The sequence below is a fragment of the Streptomyces sp. NPDC012474 genome (assembly GCF_042955185.1).
Classification (GTDB): Bacteria; Actinomycetota; Actinomycetes; order Streptomycetales; family Streptomycetaceae; genus Streptomyces; species Streptomyces cahuitamycinicus.
The window spans coordinates 372,307-395,741 of sequence record NZ_JBIBEP010000005.1; the positions used below are offsets into that span (position 1 = coordinate 372,307).

20 protein-coding genes are annotated in these 23,435 nt (G+C 71.0%); 4 read left to right on the forward strand and 16 right to left on the reverse strand.

Annotation, left to right across the window (positions count from 1 at the left end; translation table 11 throughout):
* Positions 1-30: 30 nt before the first annotated feature.
* The 15 genes from ACFY9S_RS14620 to rsmH all read right to left on the reverse strand — a co-directional run bounded on the left by ACFY9S_RS14620 (position 31) and on the right by rsmH (position 16,635).
* Positions 31-318 (reverse strand): YggT family protein, encoded by a 288-nt coding sequence (locus ACFY9S_RS14620; RefSeq protein WP_062926337.1) that lies wholly within the window; start codon positions 316-318, stop codon positions 31-33.
* A gap of 60 nt (positions 319-378) precedes the next feature.
* Entirely contained in the window at positions 379-1,020 is a 642-nt protein-coding gene (locus ACFY9S_RS14625) for a cell division protein SepF (RefSeq protein WP_102907744.1), read from the reverse strand.
* Positions 1,021-1,149: 129 nt separating this feature from the next.
* Positions 1,150-1,869, reverse strand: coding sequence for a YggS family pyridoxal phosphate-dependent enzyme (locus tag ACFY9S_RS14630; protein WP_391127470.1), 720 nt, complete (start codon positions 1,867-1,869; stop codon positions 1,150-1,152).
* Between the two features lie 6 nt (positions 1,870-1,875).
* Positions 1,876-2,607, reverse strand: coding sequence for a peptidoglycan editing factor PgeF (gene pgeF / locus ACFY9S_RS14635; protein ID WP_391127473.1), 732 nt, complete (start codon positions 2,605-2,607; stop codon positions 1,876-1,878).
* A gap of 10 nt (positions 2,608-2,617) precedes the next feature.
* Entirely contained in the window at positions 2,618-3,811 is a 1,194-nt protein-coding gene (ftsZ, locus tag ACFY9S_RS14640; RefSeq protein WP_102907747.1) for a cell division protein FtsZ, read from the reverse strand.
* Between the two features lie 288 nt (positions 3,812-4,099).
* Complete coding sequence (locus ACFY9S_RS14645; protein WP_391127477.1) at positions 4,100-4,894, reverse strand: FtsQ-type POTRA domain-containing protein; 795 nt, start codon at positions 4,892-4,894, stop codon at positions 4,100-4,102.
* A 25-nt stretch (positions 4,895-4,919) separates the two neighbouring features.
* On the reverse strand, positions 4,920-6,017 hold the full coding sequence (gene murG, locus ACFY9S_RS14650) for an undecaprenyldiphospho-muramoylpentapeptide beta-N-acetylglucosaminyltransferase (protein ID WP_391127480.1): 1,098 nt from the start codon (positions 6,015-6,017) through the stop codon (positions 4,920-4,922).
* A 6-nt stretch (positions 6,018-6,023) separates the two neighbouring features.
* Complete coding sequence (ftsW, locus tag ACFY9S_RS14655) at positions 6,024-7,400, reverse strand: putative lipid II flippase FtsW (protein WP_391127483.1); 1,377 nt, start codon at positions 7,398-7,400, stop codon at positions 6,024-6,026.
* 135 nt (positions 7,401-7,535) lie between these two features.
* The gene (gene murD / locus ACFY9S_RS14660) at positions 7,536-8,987 is read right to left on the reverse strand and encodes a UDP-N-acetylmuramoyl-L-alanine--D-glutamate ligase (protein WP_391127486.1); all 1,452 of its coding nucleotides are present in this window, start codon (positions 8,985-8,987) and stop codon (positions 7,536-7,538) included.
* On the reverse strand, positions 8,969-10,060 hold the full coding sequence (mraY, locus tag ACFY9S_RS14665) for a phospho-N-acetylmuramoyl-pentapeptide-transferase (protein WP_102907753.1): 1,092 nt from the start codon (positions 10,058-10,060) through the stop codon (positions 8,969-8,971). Before mraY ends, murD begins: the two co-directional genes overlap by 19 nt.
* Positions 10,060-11,490, reverse strand: a complete 1,431-nt coding sequence (gene murF, locus ACFY9S_RS14670; protein ID WP_102907754.1) for a UDP-N-acetylmuramoyl-tripeptide--D-alanyl-D-alanine ligase — start codon at positions 11,488-11,490, stop codon at positions 10,060-10,062. Before murF ends, mraY begins: the two co-directional genes overlap by 1 nt.
* 28 nt (positions 11,491-11,518) lie before the next feature.
* Positions 11,519-13,039 (reverse strand): UDP-N-acetylmuramoyl-L-alanyl-D-glutamate--2,6-diaminopimelate ligase, encoded by a 1,521-nt coding sequence (locus ACFY9S_RS14675; protein ID WP_391127490.1) that lies wholly within the window; start codon positions 13,037-13,039, stop codon positions 11,519-11,521.
* A 194-nt stretch (positions 13,040-13,233) separates the two neighbouring features.
* The gene (locus ACFY9S_RS14680) at positions 13,234-15,192 is read right to left on the reverse strand and encodes a penicillin-binding transpeptidase domain-containing protein (RefSeq protein WP_391127493.1); all 1,959 of its coding nucleotides are present in this window, start codon (positions 15,190-15,192) and stop codon (positions 13,234-13,236) included.
* A gap of 5 nt (positions 15,193-15,197) precedes the next feature.
* Positions 15,198-15,647 carry a hypothetical protein gene (locus ACFY9S_RS14685; protein WP_391127496.1) on the reverse strand — a complete coding sequence of 150 codons (450 nt, stop codon included), beginning with the start codon at positions 15,645-15,647 and terminating at the stop codon, positions 15,198-15,200.
* 31 nt (positions 15,648-15,678) lie between these two features.
* The gene (gene rsmH / locus ACFY9S_RS14690) at positions 15,679-16,635 is read right to left on the reverse strand and encodes a 16S rRNA (cytosine(1402)-N(4))-methyltransferase RsmH (RefSeq protein ID WP_391127499.1); all 957 of its coding nucleotides are present in this window, start codon (positions 16,633-16,635) and stop codon (positions 15,679-15,681) included.
* 405 nt (positions 16,636-17,040) lie between these two features.
* Between rsmH and ACFY9S_RS14695 the strand changes: the two genes are divergently transcribed.
* The 4 genes from ACFY9S_RS14695 (at position 17,041) to ACFY9S_RS14710 (ending at position 22,692) form a co-directional block, all read left to right on the forward strand.
* Positions 17,041-17,592, forward strand: a complete 552-nt coding sequence (locus ACFY9S_RS14695; RefSeq protein WP_391127502.1) for a carbonic anhydrase — start codon at positions 17,041-17,043, stop codon at positions 17,590-17,592.
* Positions 17,593-17,894: 302 nt separating this feature from the next.
* Entirely contained in the window at positions 17,895-18,938 is a 1,044-nt protein-coding gene (locus tag ACFY9S_RS14700) for a MoxR family ATPase (RefSeq protein ID WP_102912206.1), read from the forward strand.
* Positions 18,938-20,302, forward strand: coding sequence for a DUF58 domain-containing protein (locus ACFY9S_RS14705; protein WP_391127508.1), 1,365 nt, complete (start codon positions 18,938-18,940; stop codon positions 20,300-20,302). The genes ACFY9S_RS14700 and ACFY9S_RS14705 overlap by 1 nt, the downstream gene beginning before the upstream one ends.
* Positions 20,299-22,692, forward strand: a complete 2,394-nt coding sequence (locus ACFY9S_RS14710; protein ID WP_391127511.1) for a transglutaminaseTgpA domain-containing protein — start codon at positions 20,299-20,301, stop codon at positions 22,690-22,692. The genes ACFY9S_RS14705 and ACFY9S_RS14710 overlap by 4 nt, the downstream gene beginning before the upstream one ends.
* A 249-nt stretch (positions 22,693-22,941) precedes the next feature.
* On the opposite strand, the gene ACFY9S_RS14715 is transcribed toward ACFY9S_RS14710, so the two are convergent.
* Entirely contained in the window at positions 22,942-23,340 is a 399-nt protein-coding gene (locus tag ACFY9S_RS14715) for a DUF3040 domain-containing protein (RefSeq protein WP_102912203.1), read from the reverse strand.
* Positions 23,341-23,435: the final 95 nt, after the last annotated feature.

A 23,435-nucleotide genomic window follows, 5' to 3' on the forward strand; every position in this document is an offset into this window, starting at 1 on the left:
CATTCGGCAAGACCGCATCTCTCACATCGTTCACATCGCGTTCCGCACAAGCGTGATCAGGATGTAGACGATGATCATCAGCACGAAGAAGGACAGGTCGAGCGCCACGCCCCCGAGACGCAGCGGCGGAATGACCCGCCGCAGAAGCTTGAGCGGTGGATCAGTGACAGTGTAGGTGGCCTCCAGAACGACCACCATCGCCTTGCCGGGTTGCCATGAGCGGGCGAACTGGAAGACATAGTCCATGACCAACCGGAAGATGAGCACGATGAGGAAGCACATCAGCGCGATGTAGACGACATCCAGAACCACGCTCATGACCTCTTGCTTCCCTCTCCCCTGTGCCCTGCTCGGTACTGCTGTTTCCGGTGGTGCGTCTCAGCTCTGGTTGAAGAACCCGCCCTCTGCGATGCGGGCCTTGTCCTCCGCTGTGACATCGACGTTAGCAGGCGACAACAGGAACACCTTCTGCGTCACCCGCTCGATGCTGCCGTGAAGACCAAACACCAGACCGGCCGCAAAGTCGACAAGTCGCTTTGCATCTGTGTCATCCATCTCAGTCAGATTCATGATCACCGGGGTGCCCTCACGGAAGTGTTCCCCGATGGTACGGGCCTCGTTGTAGGTCCGTGGGTGAAGCGTGGTGATCCGGTAAGGCTCTCGTTCCGACACGACCTTGGGCATGATCACCGGTGCGTTCTTCTCCAGACTTGCGCGTTCTTGTGTGATGGATGCCACGGGCGCGATGCGCGCCGGACGGCTGGATTCCGCGGGGAGCGAAGCGGAGCGGGCGGCCGGTTCGCGGGGCGCGGGCGGCTGTACGACTCGTACCTCTTCGTCCCTTTGGGGCTGATGTGAGACGTGCGGCTGGTGGGACGGCTCGTGCCGTCGGTGGTCCCGCTCGGGCTCCGGGTCCAGTTCGGGTTCGAAGTCGTCGTCGGGGTCGAATCCGCGGCCGTCGTACCCATCGTCCTCCACGAGGCCGAGGTAGACCGCCATCTTGCGCATCGCGCCGGCCATGCTCTGAGTCCTCCGCTCTGTGGTGGATCGGCTGACGACTGCCAAGTGCCCGCGATCCACGTGGTCCTTGAATCCGCCTATCGGCGGCAATGACCATATTTTCTGCTGTGGTCCGACTTCTTGGCGACGTTACCCGAGCCTGGGGCGGACTCCGAGTACCGCACTGCCGACGCGCACATGTGTCGCTCCGGCCGTCACGGCCTGTTCGAGGTCCGTACTCATCCCTGCCGAGACCATGGTGGCAGCCTGATGACTCCGGCGCAGGTCGGTCGACAAAACCATCAGCCGCTCGAAGGCCGCCTGTTCGCGTCCCGCGTACTCGCCCGTGAGCGGCGCCACGGTCATCAGTCCGTCGAGCCGGAGCCCCGGGGCCCCGGCCACGAGATCGGCCAACTCCCCGATTCCGCCGGGCCCGATCCCGCCCCGCTCGCCCCGGCCGCTCTCGCCGGCGTCGAGTGCGACCTGGAGGAGACATCCCAGTTCGCGCCCGGACCGGACCGCCTCCTTCGACAGGGCGGAGACGAGCCTGGAACGGTCGACGGACTGCACGAAATCCGCGTAACCGACCACCGATCGCACCTTGTTGGTCTGGAGTTGCCCCACGAAGTGCCATGTGAGGGGCAGATCCGAGCAGGCCTCGGCCTTCGGGGCCGCGTCCTGGTCACGGTTCTCGGCGACGTGCCGCACGCCGAGTTCGGCGAGGATCCGCACATCGCTCGCGGGGTAGGTCTTGGTGACCACGATGAGGGTCACCTCGTCGCGCGCACGCCCCGCTGCTGCGCACGCGTCGGCGATGCGCCGTTCCACTTTCGCCAGATTCGCGGCGAGTTCGTCCCTACGGTCCGTCATGTCCTGTCAGTCCAGCCACACATAACCCGCGAGCCGACCGGTGGTGCGGTCGCGGCGGTACGAGAAGTGATCACGCGACTCCAGCGTGCACACCGGCGACTGCTCCCGCTCGCGCACCCCGAGGCGATCCAGCTGGGCGTGCACTCCGGCAGTCACGTCGACCGCCGGTGTACCCCAGCTCGTCTCGGCGTACGCCGCCGGCTCGACGGCGGACACCTCGGCGCGCATCGCCTCGGGCACTTCGTAACACCGGCCGCAGACGGTGGGCCCGGTGCGGGCCACGATCCGGGAGGGCTCGGCACCCAGGTCCGTCATCGCGCGCAGCGCGGCCGGGACCACTCCGGCGATCATGCCGGGCCGGCCCGCGTGTGCCGCGGCGGCGACACCGGCGACCGGGTCGGCCAGCAGCACCGGCACGCAGTCGGCGGTGAGTACGGCGAGGGCGAGCCCCCGGCGCGTGGTGACGATCGCGTCGACCGACGGGACCGGGGCCGAGGATTCCCACGGCCCGTCCACCACCGCGACGTCGGCCCCGTGCACCTGGTTCATCCAGACCACCCCGTCCGGCTCGATGCCCAGGGACTTGGCGGCCAGGTCCCGGTTGGTGCGTACGGCGTCGGGGTCGTCGCCGACCGCTCCGCCGAGGTTGAGCTCCTCATACGGAGCGGCGCTCACCCCGCCCCACCGGTCGGTGAAGCCGAAGTGCGCGCCGCTCGCGCTTTCGCGCTGTCCTATCACGACTGAAGGATCACTTGAGGAAGTCCGGTACGTCCAGTTCCTCGGCCGCGCTGTCCGAGTAGGTCCGAGGCGCCGGCGTGACCGGCGGGGCGACCGGGATGTCCTTGACCGGCTCCGGAGCGGGCTCCGGGTCCTCCTTCGGGGTCACGCTGCCGAGCGATCCGAAGGACGGGCGGCTCTCGGTCTGCCGCGCCGGGACCGGCTCCTCGCGCTTGGCCGAGGAGGAGCCGAGGACGTTGTCCCGCTTCGCGGGCGGCTGGCCACCGTCGAAGCCGGCCGCGATCACGGTGACCCGCACCTCGTCGCCGAGGGCGTCGTCGATCACCGCGCCGAAGATGATGTTGGCCTCGGGGTGGGCGGCCTCGCTCACCAGCTGGGCGGCCTCGTTGATCTCGAACAGACCGAGGTCGGAGCCACCGGAGATGGAGAGCAGTACGCCGCGGGCGCCGTCGATGGACGCCTCCAGCAGCGGCGAGGAGATCGCCATCTCGGCCGCGGCCACCGCGCGGTCGTCGCCGCGGGCCGAGCCGATGCCCATCAGGGCCGAGCCGGCCTCGGACATGACCGACTTGACGTCGGCGAAGTCGAGGTTGATGAGGCCCGGGGTGGTGATGAGGTCGGTGATGCCCTGGACACCGGAGAGCAGGACCTGGTCGGCCGACTTGAAGGCGTCCAGCACCGAGACCTGGCGGTCCGAGATGGACAGCAGCCGGTCGTTCGGGATGACGATGAGGGTGTCGACCTCTTCGCGGAGTTCGGCGATGCCGTCCTCGGCCTGGTTCGCGCGGCGCCGTCCCTCGAAGGTGAACGGGCGCGTGACCACGCCGATGGTGAGGGCACCGAGCGAGCGGGCGATGTTGGCCACGACGGGCGCGCCGCCGGTGCCGGTGCCGCCGCCTTCACCGGCTGTCACGAAGACCATGTCGGCCCCCTTGAGGACCTCCTCGATCTCCTCGCGGTGGTCCTCGGCGGCCTTGCGGCCCACGGCCGGGTTGGCTCCGGCGCCGAGTCCGCGGGTGAGTTCACGGCCGACGTCCAGCTTGACGTCGGCGTCGCTCATCAACAGAGCTTGCGCGTCGGTGTTGATGGCGATGAACTCGACGCCCTTGAGACCGACCTCGATCATCCGGTTGATGGCATTGACACCACCGCCGCCGACACCGATGACTTTGATGACTGCGAGGTAGTTCTGCGGTGCTGCCACGTCGAAGGCCTCTCGCCTCGAGTTACGTGTCGCCGAATCAACGTGACGCCCTGCGCCCCGCGACCCGACGACTGATGCCGAATGGGACGGTCCGTATCGCCGACCCGAACCCTAACCCTGAAGTTTAGGGTTACCAGTGTGTCTGTTCCTTGGAGTCTTCTGAACAGGACACTAAGTCGACAAGTGGCGCACGTTCAACGAACACGCCGAACCTCCCGTTTTTCTTTTCACCCTATGTGATCAGCCGTAGCACTGCCCAACCAGGGTGCTGGCCTGCGCTGATGTGCGTCAACTCCCTGATGACGCCGGGGCGGTGGGCACACTCACGTCGAAGTACCCCGCATCGGGCGTTGCTTTCAACAAGGCGGTGAGGGTACGGGCCTTCGCGGTGCCGTTCTCGCTGCTCCCCCAGACGACCGTGCGGCCGTCCCTCAACTCCAGCGAGATGTCGTCGTAGGAACGGACCTTGACGGTCCGTGTCTCGCGCGCCACAGCGGCCGGAACGGCGCGGGCGACACCGACCGCCTCGCGCACCAGCCGGGACTCCCCGAAGCGGCGCAGACTGGCGGCGGCCGAGCCCGAGCGGGAGAGCTTCAATTCCAGTGCCGGGACGCCTTTCGGGGCTTCAGAAACCGTCGCGAAGCGGACACCTTCATCGTCCACTTCGACGAACTTCTCACCCTGGTGGACAATCAGAACCGGAGTCCGCTCCACCACTTTCAGGTCGATTCCATGAGGCCAGGAACGGACCACGTCAACCGCGTCAATTCGGGGCAATTTCCGGCGCAGTCGTGTCTCGATCGCACCGGTGTCGACGGAAATCAGCGGCTTCCCGAGCGGCACCTCTGCGGCGGATTCGACCTGAGCGGGCGTCAGAACCCGGGTGCCCGACACGGAGACCTCCTCGGCGCGCAGCCAGTCGGAGCCGTAGAAGAGCCAGACCGTCGGGATGCCGAGGAAGACCAGGGCGAGGCCCAGGAGGACGATCGCACGGAGCCTGGCCCGCCTCGACCGCAGGCGGGGCGGCGGGCCGGACGACTCCTGCTGGCGTTCACCGCGCTCGGCGGTGGTCGATCCGGCCACGCTCCCTGCCTTCCGTCATACAGTCCTATCGATGTGCACGACTGGCGGCGATCGCCTCGTACACCATGCCGACGAGCAGGTCGTCGGCGTCCCGGCGGCCGAACTCGGCGGCGGAGCGGGACATCTGGTACAGCCGGTGCGGGTCGGCGAGCACGGGCAGGACGTTGCGCTGGACCCACTCAGGGGTCAGCTCCGCGTCGTCGACCAGCAGTCCGCCACCGGCCTTGACCACCGGCTGGGCGTTGAGCCGCTGTTCGCCGTTGCCGATGGGCAGCGGGACGTAGGCGGCCGGGAGCCCGACGGCGGAGAGTTCGGCGACGGTCATCGCACCCGCGCGGCAGAGCATCATGTCCGCCGCGGCGTACGCGAGGTCCATCCGGTCCAAGTAACTTACCGGGATATAGGGGGGCATTCCCGGCATCTGGTGGACTTGCGGCAGTTCGTTCTTCGGGCCGACCGCGTGCAGGATCTGGATCCCGGCCTGCTGGAGCCAGGGCGCGACCTGCTGGACGACCTCGTTCAGGCGGCGGGCGCCCTGGGAACCGCCGGTGACCAGCAGGGTGGGCAGATTCGGGTCGAGGCCGAACGCGGCCCGGGCCTCGGGACGTACGGCGGCCCGGTCGAGCGTGGCGATGGAGCGGCGCAGCGGGATGCCGATGTAGCGGGCGCCCCGCAGTTTGCTGTCGGGCGTGGAGACGGCGACCTGGCTGGCGTACCGCGAGCCGATCTTGTTGGCCAGGCCCGGGCGGGCGTTGGCCTCGTGGATCACGATCGGCACGCCCAGGCGCTTGGCCGCGAGGTAGCCGGGCAGGGCGACGTAGCCGCCGAAGCCGACCACGGCGTCCGCCCGGGTGCGCTCCAGGATCTGCTCGGTCGCCTTGATGGTGCCGCGCAGCCGGCCCGGGACGGTGATCAGTTCGGGGGTGGGCTTGCGCGGCAGCGGAACGGCGGGGATCAGCGCCAGTTCGTACCCGCGCTCGGGTACGAGACGGGTCTCGAGGCCGCGCTCCGTGCCCAGGGCCGTGATGCCCACGCCCGGGTCCTGCCTGCGCAGGGCGTCCGCGAGGGCGAGCGCGGGCTCGATGTGGCCCGCGGTTCCCCCGCCGGCGAGTACGACATGCACCGAAATTCACCGCTCTCCGGACGAGCGCGCCGCCGAGGCGCGCCGTCGCATCGTGTTCCATCTCCGGGAGGCTCCGGCCGGCCTTTCGGTCCGCGCAGGGCCCCCCGCCCCCCGCTTTCTACCAAAGCGGGGTTGCCGCATCGCAAGCGCCATCCGCGCAGCGGGGTCCTGGCGCGCGAAGGCGATCAGCAACCCGATGGCGAACATGGTCGGCAGCAGGGCGGACCCTCCGTAGGAGAACAGCGGGAGGGGGACACCGGCGATCGGCAGCAGACCGAGCACCGCACCGATGTTGATCACGGCCTGCGCCGTGATCCAGGTGGTCACACCTCCCGCGGCATACCTCACGAAGGGGTCCTCCGTGCGTCCGGCCACGCGGATACCCGCATAGCCTAGAGCCGCGAAGAGGGCGAGTACCGACAGCGTCCCCGCCAGGCCCAGTTCCTCACCGGTGACGGCGAAGATGAAGTCGGTGTGGGCTTCGGGGAGTTGACCCCATTTCTCCACACTCGCACCCAGCCCGGAACCGAAGATTCCGCCCGAGGCGAGGGCGTAGATCCCGTGCACGGCCTGCCAGCAGTCGACGGGTCCCGACTGGGGCTCGGTGGCGCCCAGGCACTGCAGCCGGGCCATGCGGTTGGGGCTGGTCTTGATGAGGATCAGGCCGAGGACGGCGGCGATCGACAGCACCCCGGCGAACAGCCGCGTGGGGGCGCCGGCCAGCCAGAGCAGGCCGAACAGGATGGCCGTGAGGATGATCGCGGTTCCCATGTCGCCGCCGATCATGATCAGACCGAGCAGCATGAAGCCCGCCGGCACCAGTGGCACGAGCATGTGCTTCCACTGGGTCAGCAGCTTCCTCTCCTGCTTGCGGGCGAGCAGGTCCGCACCCCACAGCACGAGGGCGAGCTTGCCGAACTCGCTGGGCTGGATCTGGAAGGAGCCGCCGAGGGAGATCCAGTTCTGGTTGCCGTTGACCGACACCCCTATCCCCGGGATCTGCACCAGGACCATGAGGACGACGGCGCCGGCGAGGATGGGGTAGGCGAGCGCCCGGTGCAGTCTCACCGGCATCCGCGAGGCCGCGAGCAGCAGAACGGTGCCGATCCCCGCCGCGAGCAACTGCTTGCGGAAGAAGTACGAACCCGGCAGCGACATCTGCAGCGCGGTGATCTGGGAGGCCGAGTAGACCATCACCAGACCCAGCACGGTGATCAGCAGACTGCCGCCGAGGATCAGGTAGTAGGCGGTCAGCGGCCGGTCCCAGCCCCTGCGTGCGCGGAGGTAGAGGGTCAGGGCGCGGTTCTGGCGCGCGAGCCGGGGCGCGACGGGGCGCTTGGGGGCGCGTGAGGTCACGGGCCGTCCGGCGCGGCTGGTGGGCATCGCGGCTCACCCCGCCATGCCGGAGGGGAGCGTTGCGCGGTGCACGCCCCCTGGCCGCTCGGGCACCAGCCACATCCGTGTCACGCGTCCCTCCCAGGTACGCCCGGCACCGCCGCCGGGCGAGGCGGACCCGGGTCAGCCGTCGGCGGAGCCGAGTTCACGGACGGCGTCCGCGAAAGCGTCCCCGCGCTTGTTGTAGTTGGCGAACATGTCCATCGAGGCACAGGCCGGAGCCAGAAGTACCGTGTCGCCCGCGTGAGCGAGTTTCCGCGCCTCCCGGACCGCCGCGCGCATCGCCCCAGTGTCGGTCCGTTCGAGGTCGACGACGGGTACCTGCGGGGCGTGTCGCGCGAGGGCTTCCCGGATGAGCGCGCGGTCCGCGCCGATCAGTACGACACCCCGCAGCCGCTTCGCCGACGCTGCGACCAGTTCGTCGAAGGTCGCGCCCTTCGCGAGCCCGCCCGCGATCCACACGATCGGCTCGTACGCCGCCAACGAGGCTTGTGCCGCATGCGTGTTGGTGGCCTTGGAGTCGTCGACGTAGGCGACCCCGTCCACGTCGGCCACGTGCGCGATGCGGTGGGCGTCCGGGGTGAAGGCCCGCAGGCCGTCCCGTACGGCCCTGGCGGGCACGCCGTAGGCGCGGGCGAGGGCCGCGGCCGCGAGGGCGTTGGCGATGTTGTGCGGGGCCGGCGGGTTCACGTCGGCGACCTCGGCGAGCTCCTGGGCGTTCTTCTGCCGGTCCTCGACGAAGGCCCGGTCGACCAGGATGCCTTCCACGACGCCGAGTTGGGACGGCGCCGGGGTGCCGAGGGTGAAGCCGACGGCCCGGCAGCCCTCCTCGACGTCGGCCGCGCGGACCAGGTCCTCGGTGGACGGCTTGTCGGTGGCGTCCACGTTGTAGACGCAGGCGACGCCATTGCCCTCGTAGATACGGCCCTTGTCGGCGGCGTAGGCCTCCATGGAGCCGTGCCAGTCGAGGTGGTCGGGGGCGAGGTTCAGCACGGCCGCCGAGTGGGCGCGCAGGGAGGGCGCCCAGTGCAGCTGGTAGCTGGAGAGCTCCACGGCCAGGACGTCGTACTGCTCCTCGCCGAGCACCGCGTCCAGCAGGGAGACGCCGATGTTGCCGACGGCGGCCGTGCGCAGGCCCGCCGCCCTCAGGATCGAGGCCAGCATCTGGACGGTGGTGGTCTTGCCGTTGGTGCCGGTGACGGCGAGCCACGGAGCGGCGTCGGGGCCGCGCAGGCGCCAGGCCAGTTCGACGTCGCCCCAGACGGGCACGCCCGCCTGCTCCGCCGCCGCGAACAGCGGCTTGTCCGGCTGCCAGCCGGGCGCGGTGACGATCAGCTCGGAGCCCTCGGGCAACGTGTCGCCGTCGCCGAGGCGCACGGTGACGCCGAGCGCCTCCAGCTCGGCCGCCTGCGCCCGCGCGCGCTCGTCCGCGCCGTCGTTGACGACCGTGACGCTCGCGCCGAGGCCGTGCAGCACCTTGGCCGCGGGGACGCCGGAGACGCCGAGTCCGGCGACGGTGACGTGCTTGCCCTGGAAGTCGAAGGGCTCCGAGGAGGTCACTTGTCCGCTGCCCATCCTGCGTAGAAGAGGCCGAGTCCGACGATCACACAAATGCCCTGGATGATCCAGAAGCGGACCACGATGAGTACTTCGGACCAGCCTTTGAGTTCGAAGTGGTGCTGGAGTGGCGCCATCCGGAAGACGCGTTTCCCGGTCAGACGGAAGGAACCGACCTGGATCACCACGGACATGGTGATCAGGACGAACAGGCCACCGAGGATGGCGATCAGCAGCTCGGTGCGGGAGCAGATCGCGAGGCCGGCGAGCACACCGCCGAGCGCGAGCGAACCGGTGTCACCCATGAAGACCTTGGCCGGCGACGTGTTCCACCACAGGAAGCCGAGGCATGCGCCCATCAGCGCCGAGGAGACCACGGCGAGGTCGAGGGGGTCGCGCACCTCGTAGCAGGCGCCCGGGTTGGTCAGGGTCTGCGCGTTGGCGCAGGACTCCTGGAACTGCCAGACGCCGATGAAGGTGTAGGCGCCGAAGACGAGCACCGAGGCACCGGTGGCGAGACCGTCCAGGCCGTCGGTCAGGTTCACGCCGTTCGACATCGCCAGGATCATGAACAGCGCCCAGACGACGAACAGCACGGGGCCGATCGTCCAGCCGAAGTCCGTGATGAACGACAGCTTCGTGGAGGCCGGGGTGTTGCCGCGGTTGTCCGCGAACTGGAGCGACAGCACCGCGAAGGCGATGCCGACGGTCAGCTGGCCGGCCATCTTGGCCTTGGCGCGCAGACCGAGCGAGCGTCGCTTGACGATCTTGATGTAGTCGTCGAGGAAGCCGACCAGACCCATGCCGACCATCAGGCCGAGCACCAGCAGACCCGAGAAGGTCGGCGCCGCGTCGACGTCCGGGTCCAGATAGCCCGTGATCACCTTGGCCAGGAAGTACGCGGCGACCGTCGCCAGGATGAAGGCGATGCCGCCCATGGTCGGCGTACCGCGCTTGCTGGCGTGCTCGCGCGGGCCGTCGTCGCGGATGTACTGCCCGTAGCCCTTGCGTGCGAGGAGCTTGATCAGCAGCGGGGTGCCGACCAGCGTGAGAAAGAGACCAATGACTCCTGCGAACAGGATCTGCTTCATCATCGGGCGGAAACCTCACCCTCGGCACCGGTCTCCATGAGCGCCTGCGCCACGCTCTCGAGGCCGACCGAACGGGACGCCTTCACGAGCACGACGTCCCCTGGGCGCAGCTCGCTGCGCAACAGGTCGACCGCCGCCTGTGCGTCGGACACGTGCACCGACTCCTCACCCCACGAACCCTCGTTATATGCGCCCAGTTGCAGCCAGGCGGCTTCCCTGCCACCGACCGCGACGAGCTTGCTGACGTTGAGCCGGACGGCGAGCCGCCCGACCGCGTCGTGCTCGGCGAGAGCCTCGTCCCCGAGCTCGGCCATCTTGCCGAGCACCGCCCACGTACGGCCCCCCTTTGCCTGTGAGGCTTTGCCCATCGCCGCGAGCGCGCGCAGAGCGGCTCGCATGGACTCGGGGTTCGCGTTGTAGGCGTCGTTGACGACCGTCACGCCGTCCGGGCGCTCGGTGACCTCCATCCGCCAGCGGGAGAGGGAGCCCGCCTCGGAGAGCGCCACGGCGATCTCGTCAGCGGACATGCCCAACTCGTGGGCGACGGCGGCCGCGGCGAGCGCGTTCGACACGTGGTGCTCACCGTACAGGCGCATGGTCACATCACTTGCACCGGAGGGTGTGTGAAGCCTGAACGAGGGCTGCCCGGTGTCCGTGAGTCGCACGTTCTCGGCGGAGACGTCCGCTTCGCCGGACTCTCCGAAAAGGAGCACCTTCGCCTTCGTACGGGTGGCCATGGCCCGTACGTAAGGGTCGTCCGCATTGAGGATCGCGGTACCGCCCTCGGCCTCGGACGGCAGGGCCTCGACGAGCTCGCCCTTGGCCTGCGCGATCTGCTCGCGGCCGCCGAACTCGCCGATGTGGGCACTGCCGACGTTGAGGACGAGGCCGACCTTCGGGGGTGTCAGGCCGGCGAGGTAACGGATGTGCCCGATGCCGCGGGCGCCCATCTCCAGGACCAGGAACCTGGTCTCCTCGGTGGCGCTCAGCGCGGTCAGCGGCAGCCCGATCTCGTTGTTGAGCGAGCCGGGCGTGAACACCGTCGGGGCCTTGCGCCCGAGCACCTGCGCGATGAGGTCCTTGGTGCTGGTCTTGCCGGCCGAACCGGTGAGGGCGACGAGGGTGGCGCCGAGGCGGCGTACGACGTGCCGGGCGAGGGCGCCGAGGGCGGTCTGGACGTCGTCCACGACGATCGCGGGCACGCCGACGGGCCGGGTGCCGAGCACGGCCACCGCTCCCGCCTCGACGACCGCCGCCGCGAAGTCGTGGCCGTCCACGCGCTCCCCGGCGAAGGCCACGAACAGGCTGCCCGGCCCCGCCTCGCGGGAGTCCCGGACGACCGGGCCGGTGACCTGGACGGACGGATCCGGTATGTCGTGCGTCTGCCCGCCGACGACTTCTGCGATCTCGGCGAGGGAGAGGGCGATCACAAGTTCATCCCCTGGGTCTTCTGGATTTTCATCCCTGGGTCTTCTGGATGGCTTCGCGGAGCACCTGGCGGTCGTCGAAGGGACGGACCACCCCGGCGATGTCCTGGCCCTGCTCGTGGCCCTTGCCCGCCACCAGCACGGTGTCGCCCGGTTCGGCGCGGGCGACGGCGGCGGCGATCGCGGCGGCCCGGTCCTCGAAGACCTGCACCTCGCCGCGCTCGTGCGCGGGCACGGACGCCGCGCCCTGGAGCATCGTGGCGAGGATCGCGAGAGGGTCCTCACCGCGAGGGTTGTCGGAGGTCAGTGTGGCGGTGTCGGCCAGCCGCGCCGCGGCGGCGCCCATGGGCTCGCGCTTGCTCTTGTCCCGGTCACCGCCGCAGCCGAGGACGATGTGCACCTTGCCCTCGGTGACCTTGCGCAGGGCGCGCAGCACGGACTCGACGGCGTCGGTCTTGTGGGCGTAGTCGACAACCGCGAGGTAGGGCTGCCCCGCGTCCACGCGCTCCAGACGGCCCGGGACGCCGGGCACGGCGGCGACACCGTCGGCGGCGGCCTGCGGGTCGAGGCCTGCGACGGCGAGGGCGACGATCGCGGCGAGGGTGTTGGCCACGTTGAACGGGCCCGGCAGCGGCGACTTGGCGGCGATCCGCTCGCCCTTGGGGCCGATGACGGTGAACGTCGAGTCGAGCCGGCCGACCTCGACGTCCTCGGCGCGCCAGTCGGCGTCGGGGTGGCCCTCGGCGGAGTAGGTGACGACCGGGACGGTGGCTTCCTTCGCCAGCCTGCGGCCGTACTCGTCGTCGACGTTGACCACGCCGAGCTTGCCCCGTTTGGGGGTGAACAGCTGCGCCTTCGCCTGGAAGTAGTCCTCCATGCCGGAGTGGAACTCCATGTGTTCCGGGCTGAGGTTGGTGAAGACGCCGATGTCGAACACGCAGCCGTCGACCCGGCCGAGGACCAGGGCGTGGCTGGAGACCTCCATGGCCACCGCGTCGACACCGCGTTCGCGCATGACCGCGAACAGGGCCTGCAGATCGGTGGCTTCGGGGGTGGTGCGCTCGGACTTGATGCGCTCGTCGCCGATGCGCATCTCGACCGTGCCGATCAAACCGGTGGAGCGGATCGTCTTCAGGCCGCCCTCGACGAGGTAGGCGGTGGTGGTCTTGCCGGAGGTGCCGGTGATGCCGATCTGGAGCAGGTCCCGGCCGGGGTGGCCGTAGATCGTGGCGGCCAGCTCGCCCATCCGCCCGCGCGGGTCGTCGACGACCAGCACCGGCAGCCCGGACGCGGCGGCGCGCTCGGCGCCGGTCGGGTCGGTCAGCACGGCGGCGGCGCCTAGGCTCGCGGCCTGCTCGACGAAGTCGGCACCGTGCAGCCGGGCCCCCGGGAGGGCGGCGTACAGGTCGCCGGGGCGCACGGCGCGTGAGTCGTGGGTGATGCCCGTGACCCCGACGGCGTTCCGCGGCGTGGAAGCACCCAGCTGATCGGCGAGTTCCGCGAGGGGTGTGGCGGAGACCTGCACCGGCCTGGGCGGCCCGGGGTATGTCACGGGATGCCCCTTCTGGGTGGTTTGGGACTGATCAGCGTTTGGCACGGCGGTGAGCGTACCGGGCGCACCCGCCTCCGGGCGAAGTGAGGGGCTGGGGCTGCTCTGGTTGCCGGGGTCGGGGGTGATCGTTGTCACGGAGGCGGTCCTGGTGGCTCGGTGGGGGCTGAGTACTGATCAGGGCGTGTCCGCCCTGATCACTGCTTGAAGGAGACGGGCATCCTCGCGGGCTGGGCGCCGGTCGGCGGGACCTGGAGGGACTTCAGTGCGAACTCCATGACCTTCTTGTAGACGGGTCCGCAGATCTGACCGCCGAAGTAGCTGCCCTGGGTGGCGTTCTGGATGGCGCAGTAGACCGTGACGCGGGGCTTGTCGGCGGGCGCGAACCCGGCGAACGACGAGGTGTAGCCCTTGTACTTGCCGGTGGCCGGATCCACGCGGTTCGCGGTGCCCGTCTTGCCCGCGACGCGGTAGCCGGGGATGCGCGCCTTGGTGCCGGTGCCCTCCTCGTCGTCCACGACGGACTCCAGCATCCGGGCGAGGGTCTTCGCCGTCTTGGCGTCGACGACCCGGTGTTTCGCGGGCTTGGGGGCCGGCGTGAAGCGCCCGTCGGGTCCCTTGGTGCCGCGCACCAGGGTGGGTTCGACGCGGACTCCGCCGTTGGCGATGGTCGAGTACACCGAGGCGGCCTGCATGGCGTTGATGGAGACGCCCTGGCCGAAAGGGATCGTGTACTGCTGCGAGGTCGACCACTTGTCGGGCGGGGCGAGGATGCCCTTTGTCTCGCCGGGGAAGCCGAGTCCGGTGTAACTGCCGAGGCCGAACTTGCGCAGGTAGTCGTAGAGGACCTTGTTGGCCTGGGCCTGCGTCTTGCCGAGCTGCCCGGTGGCGAGGATGGTGCCGATGTTGCTGGACTTGGCGAGGACGCCGTTGAGCGTCAGGTACCAGGTCGGGTGGTTGATGTCGTCCTTGAAGAGCCGGTCGCCGCGGTGCAGCCGGTTGGGCACGACCACATGCGTCCCCGGTGTGGCGGCGTTCTCCTGGAGGACGGCCGCCATCGACATGACCTTGGCGGTGGAACCGGGCTCGAAGGCGTCCTGGAGGGCGGCGTTGCCAAGGGCGGCCGGGTTCGCGTCCGACAGGTCGTTGGGGTCGAAGCCGGGCGAGTTGGCCATGGCCAGGATCTGCCCGGTGCGGGTGTCCTGGACGATGACGTAGCCGCGGTCGGCCGCGGACTCCTTCACCTGGTCGCTGATGGCTTTCTGAGCGGCCCACTGGATGTCGCGGTCGACGGTGAGCTCGACGTCGCTGCCGGGGACGGCGGGTGTCTCGGTGGAGCCCGCGGTGGGCACGAGACGGCCGCCGGACTGGGCGTAGCGGATCTTGCCGTCCTTGCCGGCGAGCTGCTTGTTCAGCTGCAGCTCGATGCCGCCGCCGGGCTTGCCCTCGCCGTTGACCCAGCCCAGTATCCCGGCGGCGAGATCGCCGGCGGGGTACACGCGCTTGCTGGTGGCGACGGAGAACACGCCCGAGAGGACGTTGGGCGTGGACTTGTCCGTCTCCGCCTTCTTGGCGAGCGCCGACTTGAGGTCCTTGATCTGCTTCCAGACCTGCGGGGTCTGACGGGAGGCCAGTTTGACGTAGCGCAGGGCCTTGTTCTTCGGGCGCAGCTTCTCGACCAGGTCTCCCTGCTCCTGGCCGAGGATCGGCGCGAGGAGGGCCGCCGCCCGTTCGGGCCCGTCCCCGATCTTCAGCATCTTCGGGGCGAACATCGTGGGGTCGGCGGTGATGTCGTACGCGTCCTCGCTGGTCGCGAGGGCCACACCGGACCGGTCCGTGATCTCGCCCCGGTCCGCGGCCAGCACCTGCCCGACGTAGCGGTTCTGCTCGGCCTTGGCGGCATACGTGCTCGCGTCGACGGCCTGCACCTGGAAGAGCCGCACGACGAAGGCGGCCAGGACCAGGGTCAGGGCGAGTCCGACCAGGCGCAGGCGGGGGCGGGGGCTGCCGAGCCGCAGCGGCCCGGGTGCCGCCGGACGGGCCTGCCCCGGCCTCCGGGCCGGACGGGCACCGGGGCCGGGGCGGCGCCGGGCGTCGGGGCGGGCGGGCCTGGCCGGGCCGGGCACGCGACGGCGTGGCGGTTCCCTGTCGGACACTTCCGTCACCTGCCGGGGGTCGGAGGAGGGCCGTCGGTCATGGCCTCGGGGGCGAGGACCAGGGGGGTGTGCACTGAGGACTGCCGGACGCCCGGGGCGGCGCTGGGGACGCCCTTGACGGTTCCGTCGGGAGCGAGGAAGGCGGGGTCGCCGCCGGGCACCATGCCGAGCTCGCGGGCGCGCCGCTGCAGGGCGTCGGGGGCGGAGTAGGCGTCGATGTCCCGCTGGAGGGCCTGCTCCTCGTCGGTGAGGTTCTTGGTCCCGCTCTGGAGGTCGTCGAGCCTGAACGCGCCTTCGCTGAGGGCCGAGTTCAGCACCAGGAGGGCGATGAGACCGCCGCCGAGGAGGAGGACGACCAGGAGGACGAAGGGCGTGCGGGCCGCCTGCCCGGGGCCGGTCGGGAGGAGCCGCGCGAGTCGGGCCGCCCTCCCCTTCAGTTCGGGTTTGCCGCTCACGCACGCTCCCTCGGTCCGGCCTGCACGCGCCTCACTCGACGTCCTCCCTGATGCGCTGGGCCCCGCGCAGCCGCGCCGGTGCCGCCCGCCGGTTCTCGGCGATCTCCTCTTCGGTGGGGAGTTCGGCACCGCGGGTGAGCAGCTTGAGCCGCGGCTGGTAGCGCTCGGGGACGACGGGCAGTCCCGGCGGCGCGGTGATGGCGGCGCCCGCCGCGAAGACCTGCTTGACCAGCCGGTCCTCCAGCGAGTGGTACGAGAGCACGGCGATCCGCCCGCCCACGTCGAGCGTCCTGACGGCGGCCGGGATCGCCCGCTCCAGGACGGAGAGCTCGCCGTTGACCTCGATGCGCAGGGCCTGGAAGGTGCGCTTGGCCGGGTTGCCGCCGGTGCGCTTGGCGGCCTGCGGCAGGGCGTCGCGGATCAGCTCGACCAGCCGCGCGCTGGTGCTGAACGGCTCCTTCTCCCGCTCGCGCACGATCGCGCCGACGATCCGCTTGGCCTGCTTCTCCTCGCCGTACGCCCGCAGGATGCGCACCAGCTCGCCCGGCGGGTAGGTGTTGAGGACCTCGGCGGCGCTGACGCCGGTCGTCTGGTCCATGCGCATGTCGAGCGGGGCGTCCTGGGCGTACGCGAAGCCGCGGTCGGCCTCGTCGAGCTGCATGGAGGAGACGCCCAGATCGAACAGGACGCCCTGCACGCGCGCGATGCCGAGTCTGTGCAGCACCTGGGGGAGCTCGTCGTAGACGGCGTGGACGAGGGTGGCGCGCTCGCCGTGGGGCGCGAGGCGCTCGCCGGACAGGCGCAGGGCCTCCTTGTCGCGGTCGAGGGCGACGAGCCGGGCGTCGGGGAACCTCTCCAGGAGGGCCTCGCTGTGCCCGCCGAGGCCGAGGGTGCAGTCGACGACCACGGCGTCCGGCCCCTCCAGGGCGGGTGCCAGCAGGTCCAGGCACCGCTGGAGCATCACCGGGACGTGTCGACTCGCGCTCAAGGGGCCCTCTCAGATCCGGCGCGGCCGTACGCACCGCCGGGTCCCCGCCCGTTCCCAGCTTCGCTGGGAGCCCCGGTGAAGGGGCGGCCCGCCGGCGCCGGAAGCGTCAGCCGGCCGGGAGCGGGAGGAGGCCGAGCCGTACGTACGCGCCGCGCACGCGGGGAGATCTCCGGTCGTCGCCGGGGTCTCCGAAGAAATCAGTCCAGCGGGGAGGTCTCGCCTCCCGCTTCGCGTCACTTTAGTCCACCCTGTCGCCCGGTCAATCAACCGGCCTGCGCGTCGCCGCCGTTCGCACGGCGACCGGGGCGCCACCCTTGTGGGTTACCTCACAACCGCCGGTCAGCGGCATTCTTTGTCCACTTCCACAGGAGGCCTGGACGGGGTGTGACCAGTAACGTCATATCTATGACGACTTCTGCATCGGTTCCCACAGGTCCGGAGAGCGCCATGCCGGTCGGCGGCACGGTCACCGACCGCCTCGTCGAGGCGAACGCCCGGTACGCCGACGCCTTCTCGGACCCCGGGATGGACGCCCGGCCCGTGCTGCACGTCGCCGTCGTGGCCTGCATGGACGCCCGTCTCGACCTGCACGCGGCGCTCGGTCTGGAGCTGGGTGACTGCCACACGATCCGCAACGCGGGCGGCGTCGTCACCGACGACGTGATCCGCTCGCTCACCATCAGCCAGCGCAAGCTGGGGACCCGCAGCGTGGTGCTCATCCACCACACCGGCTGCGGCCTGGAGAGCCTCACCGAGGACTTCCGCAACGAGCTGGAGGCGGAGGTCGGCCAGCGCCCGGCGTGGGCCGTGGAGTCCTTCCGGGACGTCGACCAGGACGTGCGGCAGTCGATGCAGCGCGTGCGGACCTCGCCGTTCGTGCCGCACACCGACGACGTGCGCGGATTCGTGTTCGACGTGAAGACCGGTCTGCTGCGCGAGGTCGACCCGGCCTCCTGACCCGGCCCGCAGGCCTGGACGCCGGGGGCCGTCCGCCCCGGAAGACCACCTGCTGCCGCTGTCGAAAGCCTGTCAGTCACGCGTTCGAATGGTCGCAAGACCGACATATCGCGGCCAGTTGTCCACAGTCGAGTGACACGAAACGGTAACGGCAGCAAGAATGCGGGAGTGACGTCACGCGGAACCTTTCACGCGTGGTGTCCGTGGTTCGGGGTGGGCCGGCCCGCGTCATGCGGCGTCGGCCCGGGAAAATGGGGTATCCCGTGCTCCTTGGGAGCAGGGGAAAGGCCGAGGAGGGCCGGGTGACGACCTATGACGATCGAGCGAGCCTCACTGATCTGACCGCCGTGGTGGAGCGCGTGCGGGAGTCGGTGGAAGGCGTGATCGAGGGCAAGCCCGAGGTCGTACGGCTCTCGCTGACCGTACTGCTCGCCGAGGGACACCTGCTGATCGAGGACGTCCCGGGCGTCGGCAAGACGATGCTGGCCAAGGCACTGGCGCGGTCCATCGACTGCTCGGTGCGGCGCATCCAGTTCACACCGGACCTGCTGCCGTCGGACATCACCGGTGTGTCCATCTGGGATCAGCAGCGCCGTGACTTCGAGTTCAAGCCGGGCGCGATCTTCGCGCAGGTGGTGATCGGCGACGAGATCAACCGCGCCTCGCCCAAGACGCAGTCCGCGCTTCTGGAGTCGATGGAGGAGCGCCAGGTCACCATCGACGGCAAGACCTACGAGCTGCCCAGCCCCTTCATGGTGGTGGCGACGCAGAACCCGGTCGAGATGGAGGGCACCTACCCGCTGCCGGAGGCCCAGCGCGACCGCTTCATGGCCCGGGTGTCGGTGGGCTACCCGAGCGCGGAGGCCGAGCTGCAGATGCTGGACGTGCACGGCGGCGTCTCGCCGCTGGAGGACCTCCAGCCCGTGGCCCACGCTCACGAGATCCTCAAGCTCATCGAGGCGGTGCGCGGCGTGCACGTCGCCGAGCCCGTCAAGCGCTACGCGGTCGAACTGGTCGGCGCCACCCGCACGCACCCCGACCTGAGACTCGGCGCCTCCCCGCGCGCGACGCTGCACCTGCTGCGCGCGGCGAAGGCGTCCGCGGCCCTCAGCGGCCGGGAGTACGCGCTGCCGGACGACGTCCAGGCCCTCGCCGTCGCCGTCCTGGCCCACCGGCTGCTGCCCACCGCCCAGGCCCAGCTCAACCGGCGCACCGCCGAGCAGGTCGTCGAGGAGATCCTGCAGCGCACCCCGGTGCCGACCGCGGCGCCGCAGCAGCAGGGGGGCTTCGGCGGCCTCGACCGTACGGCGCCGGCCTATCCCCAGCAGCCGCCGCGGAGGCTGTGATGACCACCGCGGGGACGGGGTACGCGGAAGCCGACCGGGGCGAGAAGGGCGGCATCCGCACCGCCCTGGCCGGTCTGACCACCCGCGGACGCTCCTTCCTGGCCGCCGGCGTCGCGGCCGCGATCTGCTCGTATGTGCTCGGGCAGGCCGACCTGCTGCGCGTGGGTCTGCTGCTGGCGGTGCTGCCGCTGGTGTGCGCGGCGGTGCTGTACCGCACGCGCTACCGGGTCGCGGGCAGCCGCCGGCTCTCCCCCGCGCGTGTGCCCGCGGGCAACGAGGCCCGGGTCCACCTGCGGATGGACAACGTCTCGCGGCTGCCGACGGGCCTGCTGATGCTCCAGGACCGGGTGCCGTACGTGCTCGGGCCCCGGCCGCGTTTCGTGCTCGACCGGGTCGAGGCGGGCGGCCGGCGCGAGGTGTCCTACCGGGTGCGCTCCGACCTGCGCGGCCGCTACCCGCTGGGCCCGCTCCAACTGCGCCTGACCGATCCGTTCGGCATGTGCGAGCTGACCCGGTCCTTCTCGACGCACGACACCCTCACGGTCATCCCGCGCGTGGAGCCGCTGGCGCCGGTGCGCCTCAGCGGTGAGGCCAAGGGGTACGGCGACGGCCGGCAGCGTTCACTCGCCCTGGCCGGCGAGGACGACGTGATCCCGCGCGGCTACCGCTACGGCGACGACCTGCGCCGCGTGCACTGGCGCTCCACCGCCCGCTACGGCGAGCTGATGGTGCGCCGCGAGGAGCAGCCGCAGCGCGCCCGCTGCACGGTGCTGCTGGACACCCGGGGCATCGCCTACGAGGGCGCGGGACCGGACTCGGCCTTCGAGTGGGCCGTGTCGGGCGCCGCGTCCGTGCTGCTGCACATGCTCGAACGGGGTTACTCCGTGCGGCTGTTGACGGACACCGGCAACGCGGTGCCCGGTGAGGGCGGTGACGGCTTCGCGGGGGCGAGCCAGGAGTCCGCGGACGCGGCCGGGCTGATGATGGACACCCTCGCGGTGATCGACCACTCCGACGGCGCGGGTCTGTCCCGGGCCTACGACGTGCTGCGCGGCGGGAACGAGGGGCTGCTGTTGGCCTTCCTCGGCGACCTGGACGAGGACCAGGCGGCGGTGCTGGGCCGGATGCGGCAGCGCAGCCCGGGTGCGGTCGCCTTCGTACTGGACAGTGAGAGCTGGGGGCGGGAACCGAGCGACGTCCCGGGTCCGTTGGACAGGAGCGAAGACCGGTTGCGGATGCTGCGGGAGGCCGGCTGGACGGCCCTGCGGGTGCCGCGGGGCGCCTCCGTGGCCGAGGTGTGGCGGCAGGCCGACCGGGAGCGCAGGGGCGTGGCCGCCGCGAGCGGCGGGGAGGGACCGGGATGAGCGGGCGGGTACGACTGACGCTGGGCGCCTGGGCGGCCACGCTGATGGCCGCGTGCGCCCTGCTGCCCCTGGTCAAGCCGGCCACGTGGATCGTTCAGGCGGCCTTCCTGCTGGCCCTGCAGTCGGGCGTGGGCGCCGCTGCCCGCAGGGTGCCGCTGGCCCGGCCGCTGACCGTCGCGGCGCAGGCCGTGGTCACCGTCGTGCTGCTGACCTTCGTGTTCGCCCGCGAGCAGGCCCTGGCCGGGCTGATCCCCGGGCCGCAGGCCTTCGACCGCTTCGCGGTCCTGCTCCAGCAGGGCGGGGACGACATCGCCCGGTACGCGATCCCGGCGCCCCTGGAGTCCGACGGCATCCGGCTGATGCTCATAGGCGGGGTCCTGGTCATCGGGCTGCTGGTGGACACCCTCGCGGTGACCTTCCGCAGCGCCGCTCCGGCCGGGCTGCCCCTGCTGGCGCTGTACTCCGTGGCCGCCGGGCTGTCCGACGGGGGCGCCGACTGGCTGTGGTTCCTGGTGGCGGCGGCCGGCTATCTGATGCTGCTCCTGGCCGAGGGGCGGGACCGGCTCTCACAGTGGGGCCGGGTCTTCGGCGGTGCTCCGCGCACGTCCGGCGAGGAGCGGACCGGCGCGGTCGCCCCGGTCCGCACGGGCCGGCGCATCGGCGTGGTCGCGCTCGGCATCGCCCTGGTGGTGCCGCTCGGCCTGCCGGCGATGAACGGCGGCCTGCTGGACTCCGTGGGAGCCGGCGCGGGCGGCGGCCCCGGCGGCGGGGGCACGATCTCCGCCGTGAACCCGCTGGTGTCGCTGCGGGACAGCCTGAACGCGGACGAGGACCAGCAGGTCCTGTCCGTGCGGACGAAGATGGAAGACGTCTCGGACCTGTATCTGCGGATCGTGTCCCTGGACGACTTCGACGGCACCACGTGGAAGCCGTCCCGGCGGTCCATCACCGCCGTTCCCGACGGCACCTTCCCGGACCCGGTCGGCCTCAGCCCGGACGTCAAGCGCACGGAGGTCGACACCACGATCACGGCGGCCGACTGGTACGCCCAGGACTGGCTGCCCATGCCGTACCCGCCGAGCGGCGTGCGCATCAGCGGTAACTGGCGCTACGAGCCGGAGGGCATGACCCTGGTCGGCGACCACGGGCAGAACACGCGGGGCCTGACGTATCAGGTCAAGAGCCTGGAGATGGAGCCGACGGCGGAGCAGCTCGCCGCGGCGGGGCCGCCGCCCGCGGACATCGAGGGCGACTTCACCGAGCTGCCCGACTCGCTGCCGTCGGTGGTGGGCCGCACCGCCCGCCAGGTCACCGCGGGCGCCGCCAACCCGTACGACCAGGCGGTGAAGCTCCAGGACTGGTTCGCCGTGACCGGCGGCTTCGAGTACGACACGCAGGTGCAGGTGGGCAGCGGCTCGCAGGCCATCGCCCGTTTCCTGAAGGACAAGCAGGGTTTCTGCGTGCACTTCTCCTTCGCGATGGCGGCGATGGCCCGCTCCCTGGGCATCCCGGCCCGGGTCGCGGTGGGCTTCGCGCCCGGTTCCCCGCAGGCGGACGGCTCGGTGTCCGTGGGGCTGCGCGACGCGCACGCCTGGCCGGAGCTGTACTTCGAGGGCGTGGGCTGGACCCGCTTCGAGCCCACCCCGAACCGCGGCTCGATACCGTCGTACACCGTGCCGGACAGCCCCGACAGCACGGTGCCGGACCCGGCGCGGCCGTCCGAGGCGACGTCCACCGCGCCCTCCGCGGCGCCGTCGGAACGCGAGTCCTGCACCCCGGAGCAGAGGAGGCTGGACGGCGGCTGCGCGAGCGAGTCGCCGCAGGCGGCGCTGCCCACGGACGACGACGGCCCGAAGTGGTACGCGTTCCTGGTGTGGGCCCTCGCCGGTCTGGCCGTCCTCGCGCTTCCCCTGGCACCGATGCTGTGGCGGCTGCGGACGCGCGCGATACGCCTCGGGGCGCACGGCCGCAGCGAGGCGGACGCGGCGCCGCACGTGCTGGCCGTCTGGCAGGAGCTGACCGACACGGCGTGGGACTTCGGCATCACGCCGGACGAGTCACAGACACCGCGCAAGGCGGCCGCCCGTATCGTCCGGCTGGGCGACCTCGACGCGACGGCCGCGGCCTCGGTGCACCGGGTGGCGAACGCGGTGGAGCAGGTTCTGTACGCACCGCGCCCCCGCCCGGTTGCGGGCCTCACGGACGATGTCCGCCGTGCGACGGCGGGCCTCGGCGCGGCGGTCAGCCGCCCGGCCCGGCTCCGGGCGCTCGTGGCTCCCCGCTCCACCGTGCGGGTGGTGTGGGCGGCGTCGGCCTGGTGGACGGGCGTCCGGGAGCGCGCCGTGGCGATGCGGCCGACCTGGCGGAAGGCGTCGGGCCAGCAGGGCTGAGGGACACGAGCGGCTCAGGCCGGCCGGCGCGGGTGCGCCGGCCGACCTTCGCGTATGCGGGATCGGCGGACCGGGTCGCGTTCCCGCGCCACGCATCCGGCACACGGTGCACCGTCGACCGGGGGGGGCGACCGATGCGAGGGTCTGGCCCCGGCTGGCCGACGCATACGTCAGGGGGTGACCACCGATCCGGTGGTCACCCCCTGACGTACGTGTTCACACGTGGGCCTGGAGAGGCCCCGCGGAGGGCTAGTGGCCGCCCTGTTCATCGCGGCGCTTCTGCCAGCGCTGCTCGATGCGGTCCATCACGGAGCGGCGCTGCCGACCCTGTCGGCGGGCCTGGGGCCCGGCGGCACCGGCAGCCTGTTCACCCGGCTTGGGAGCCTTGCGCCAGCCGGTGACGGCGAGCACCGCACAGCCCAGCATGACGAGGAAGCCCACGACGCTGAGCCAGACCTGCTTGGCGACCATTCCAGCCATGAGGAGCGCGATACCTACGAGGAAGCCGGCGACCGCCTGGTAAACCCGTCGCCGGGTGTACGTGCGCAGCCCGCTTCCCTCAAGCGCTGTCGCGAACTTGGGATCTTCGGCGTACAGCGCTCGCTCCATTTGCTCGAGCATGCGCTGCTCGTGCTCCGAGAGCGGCACGGAGTCCTCCTCATCGTGCAGTCGCCGGGGCGACCCGGGGGGTCCCTTCAGGATAGGCAGGGAATCGCCCCCGTGAAACCCGCCCCTCTGCGCCA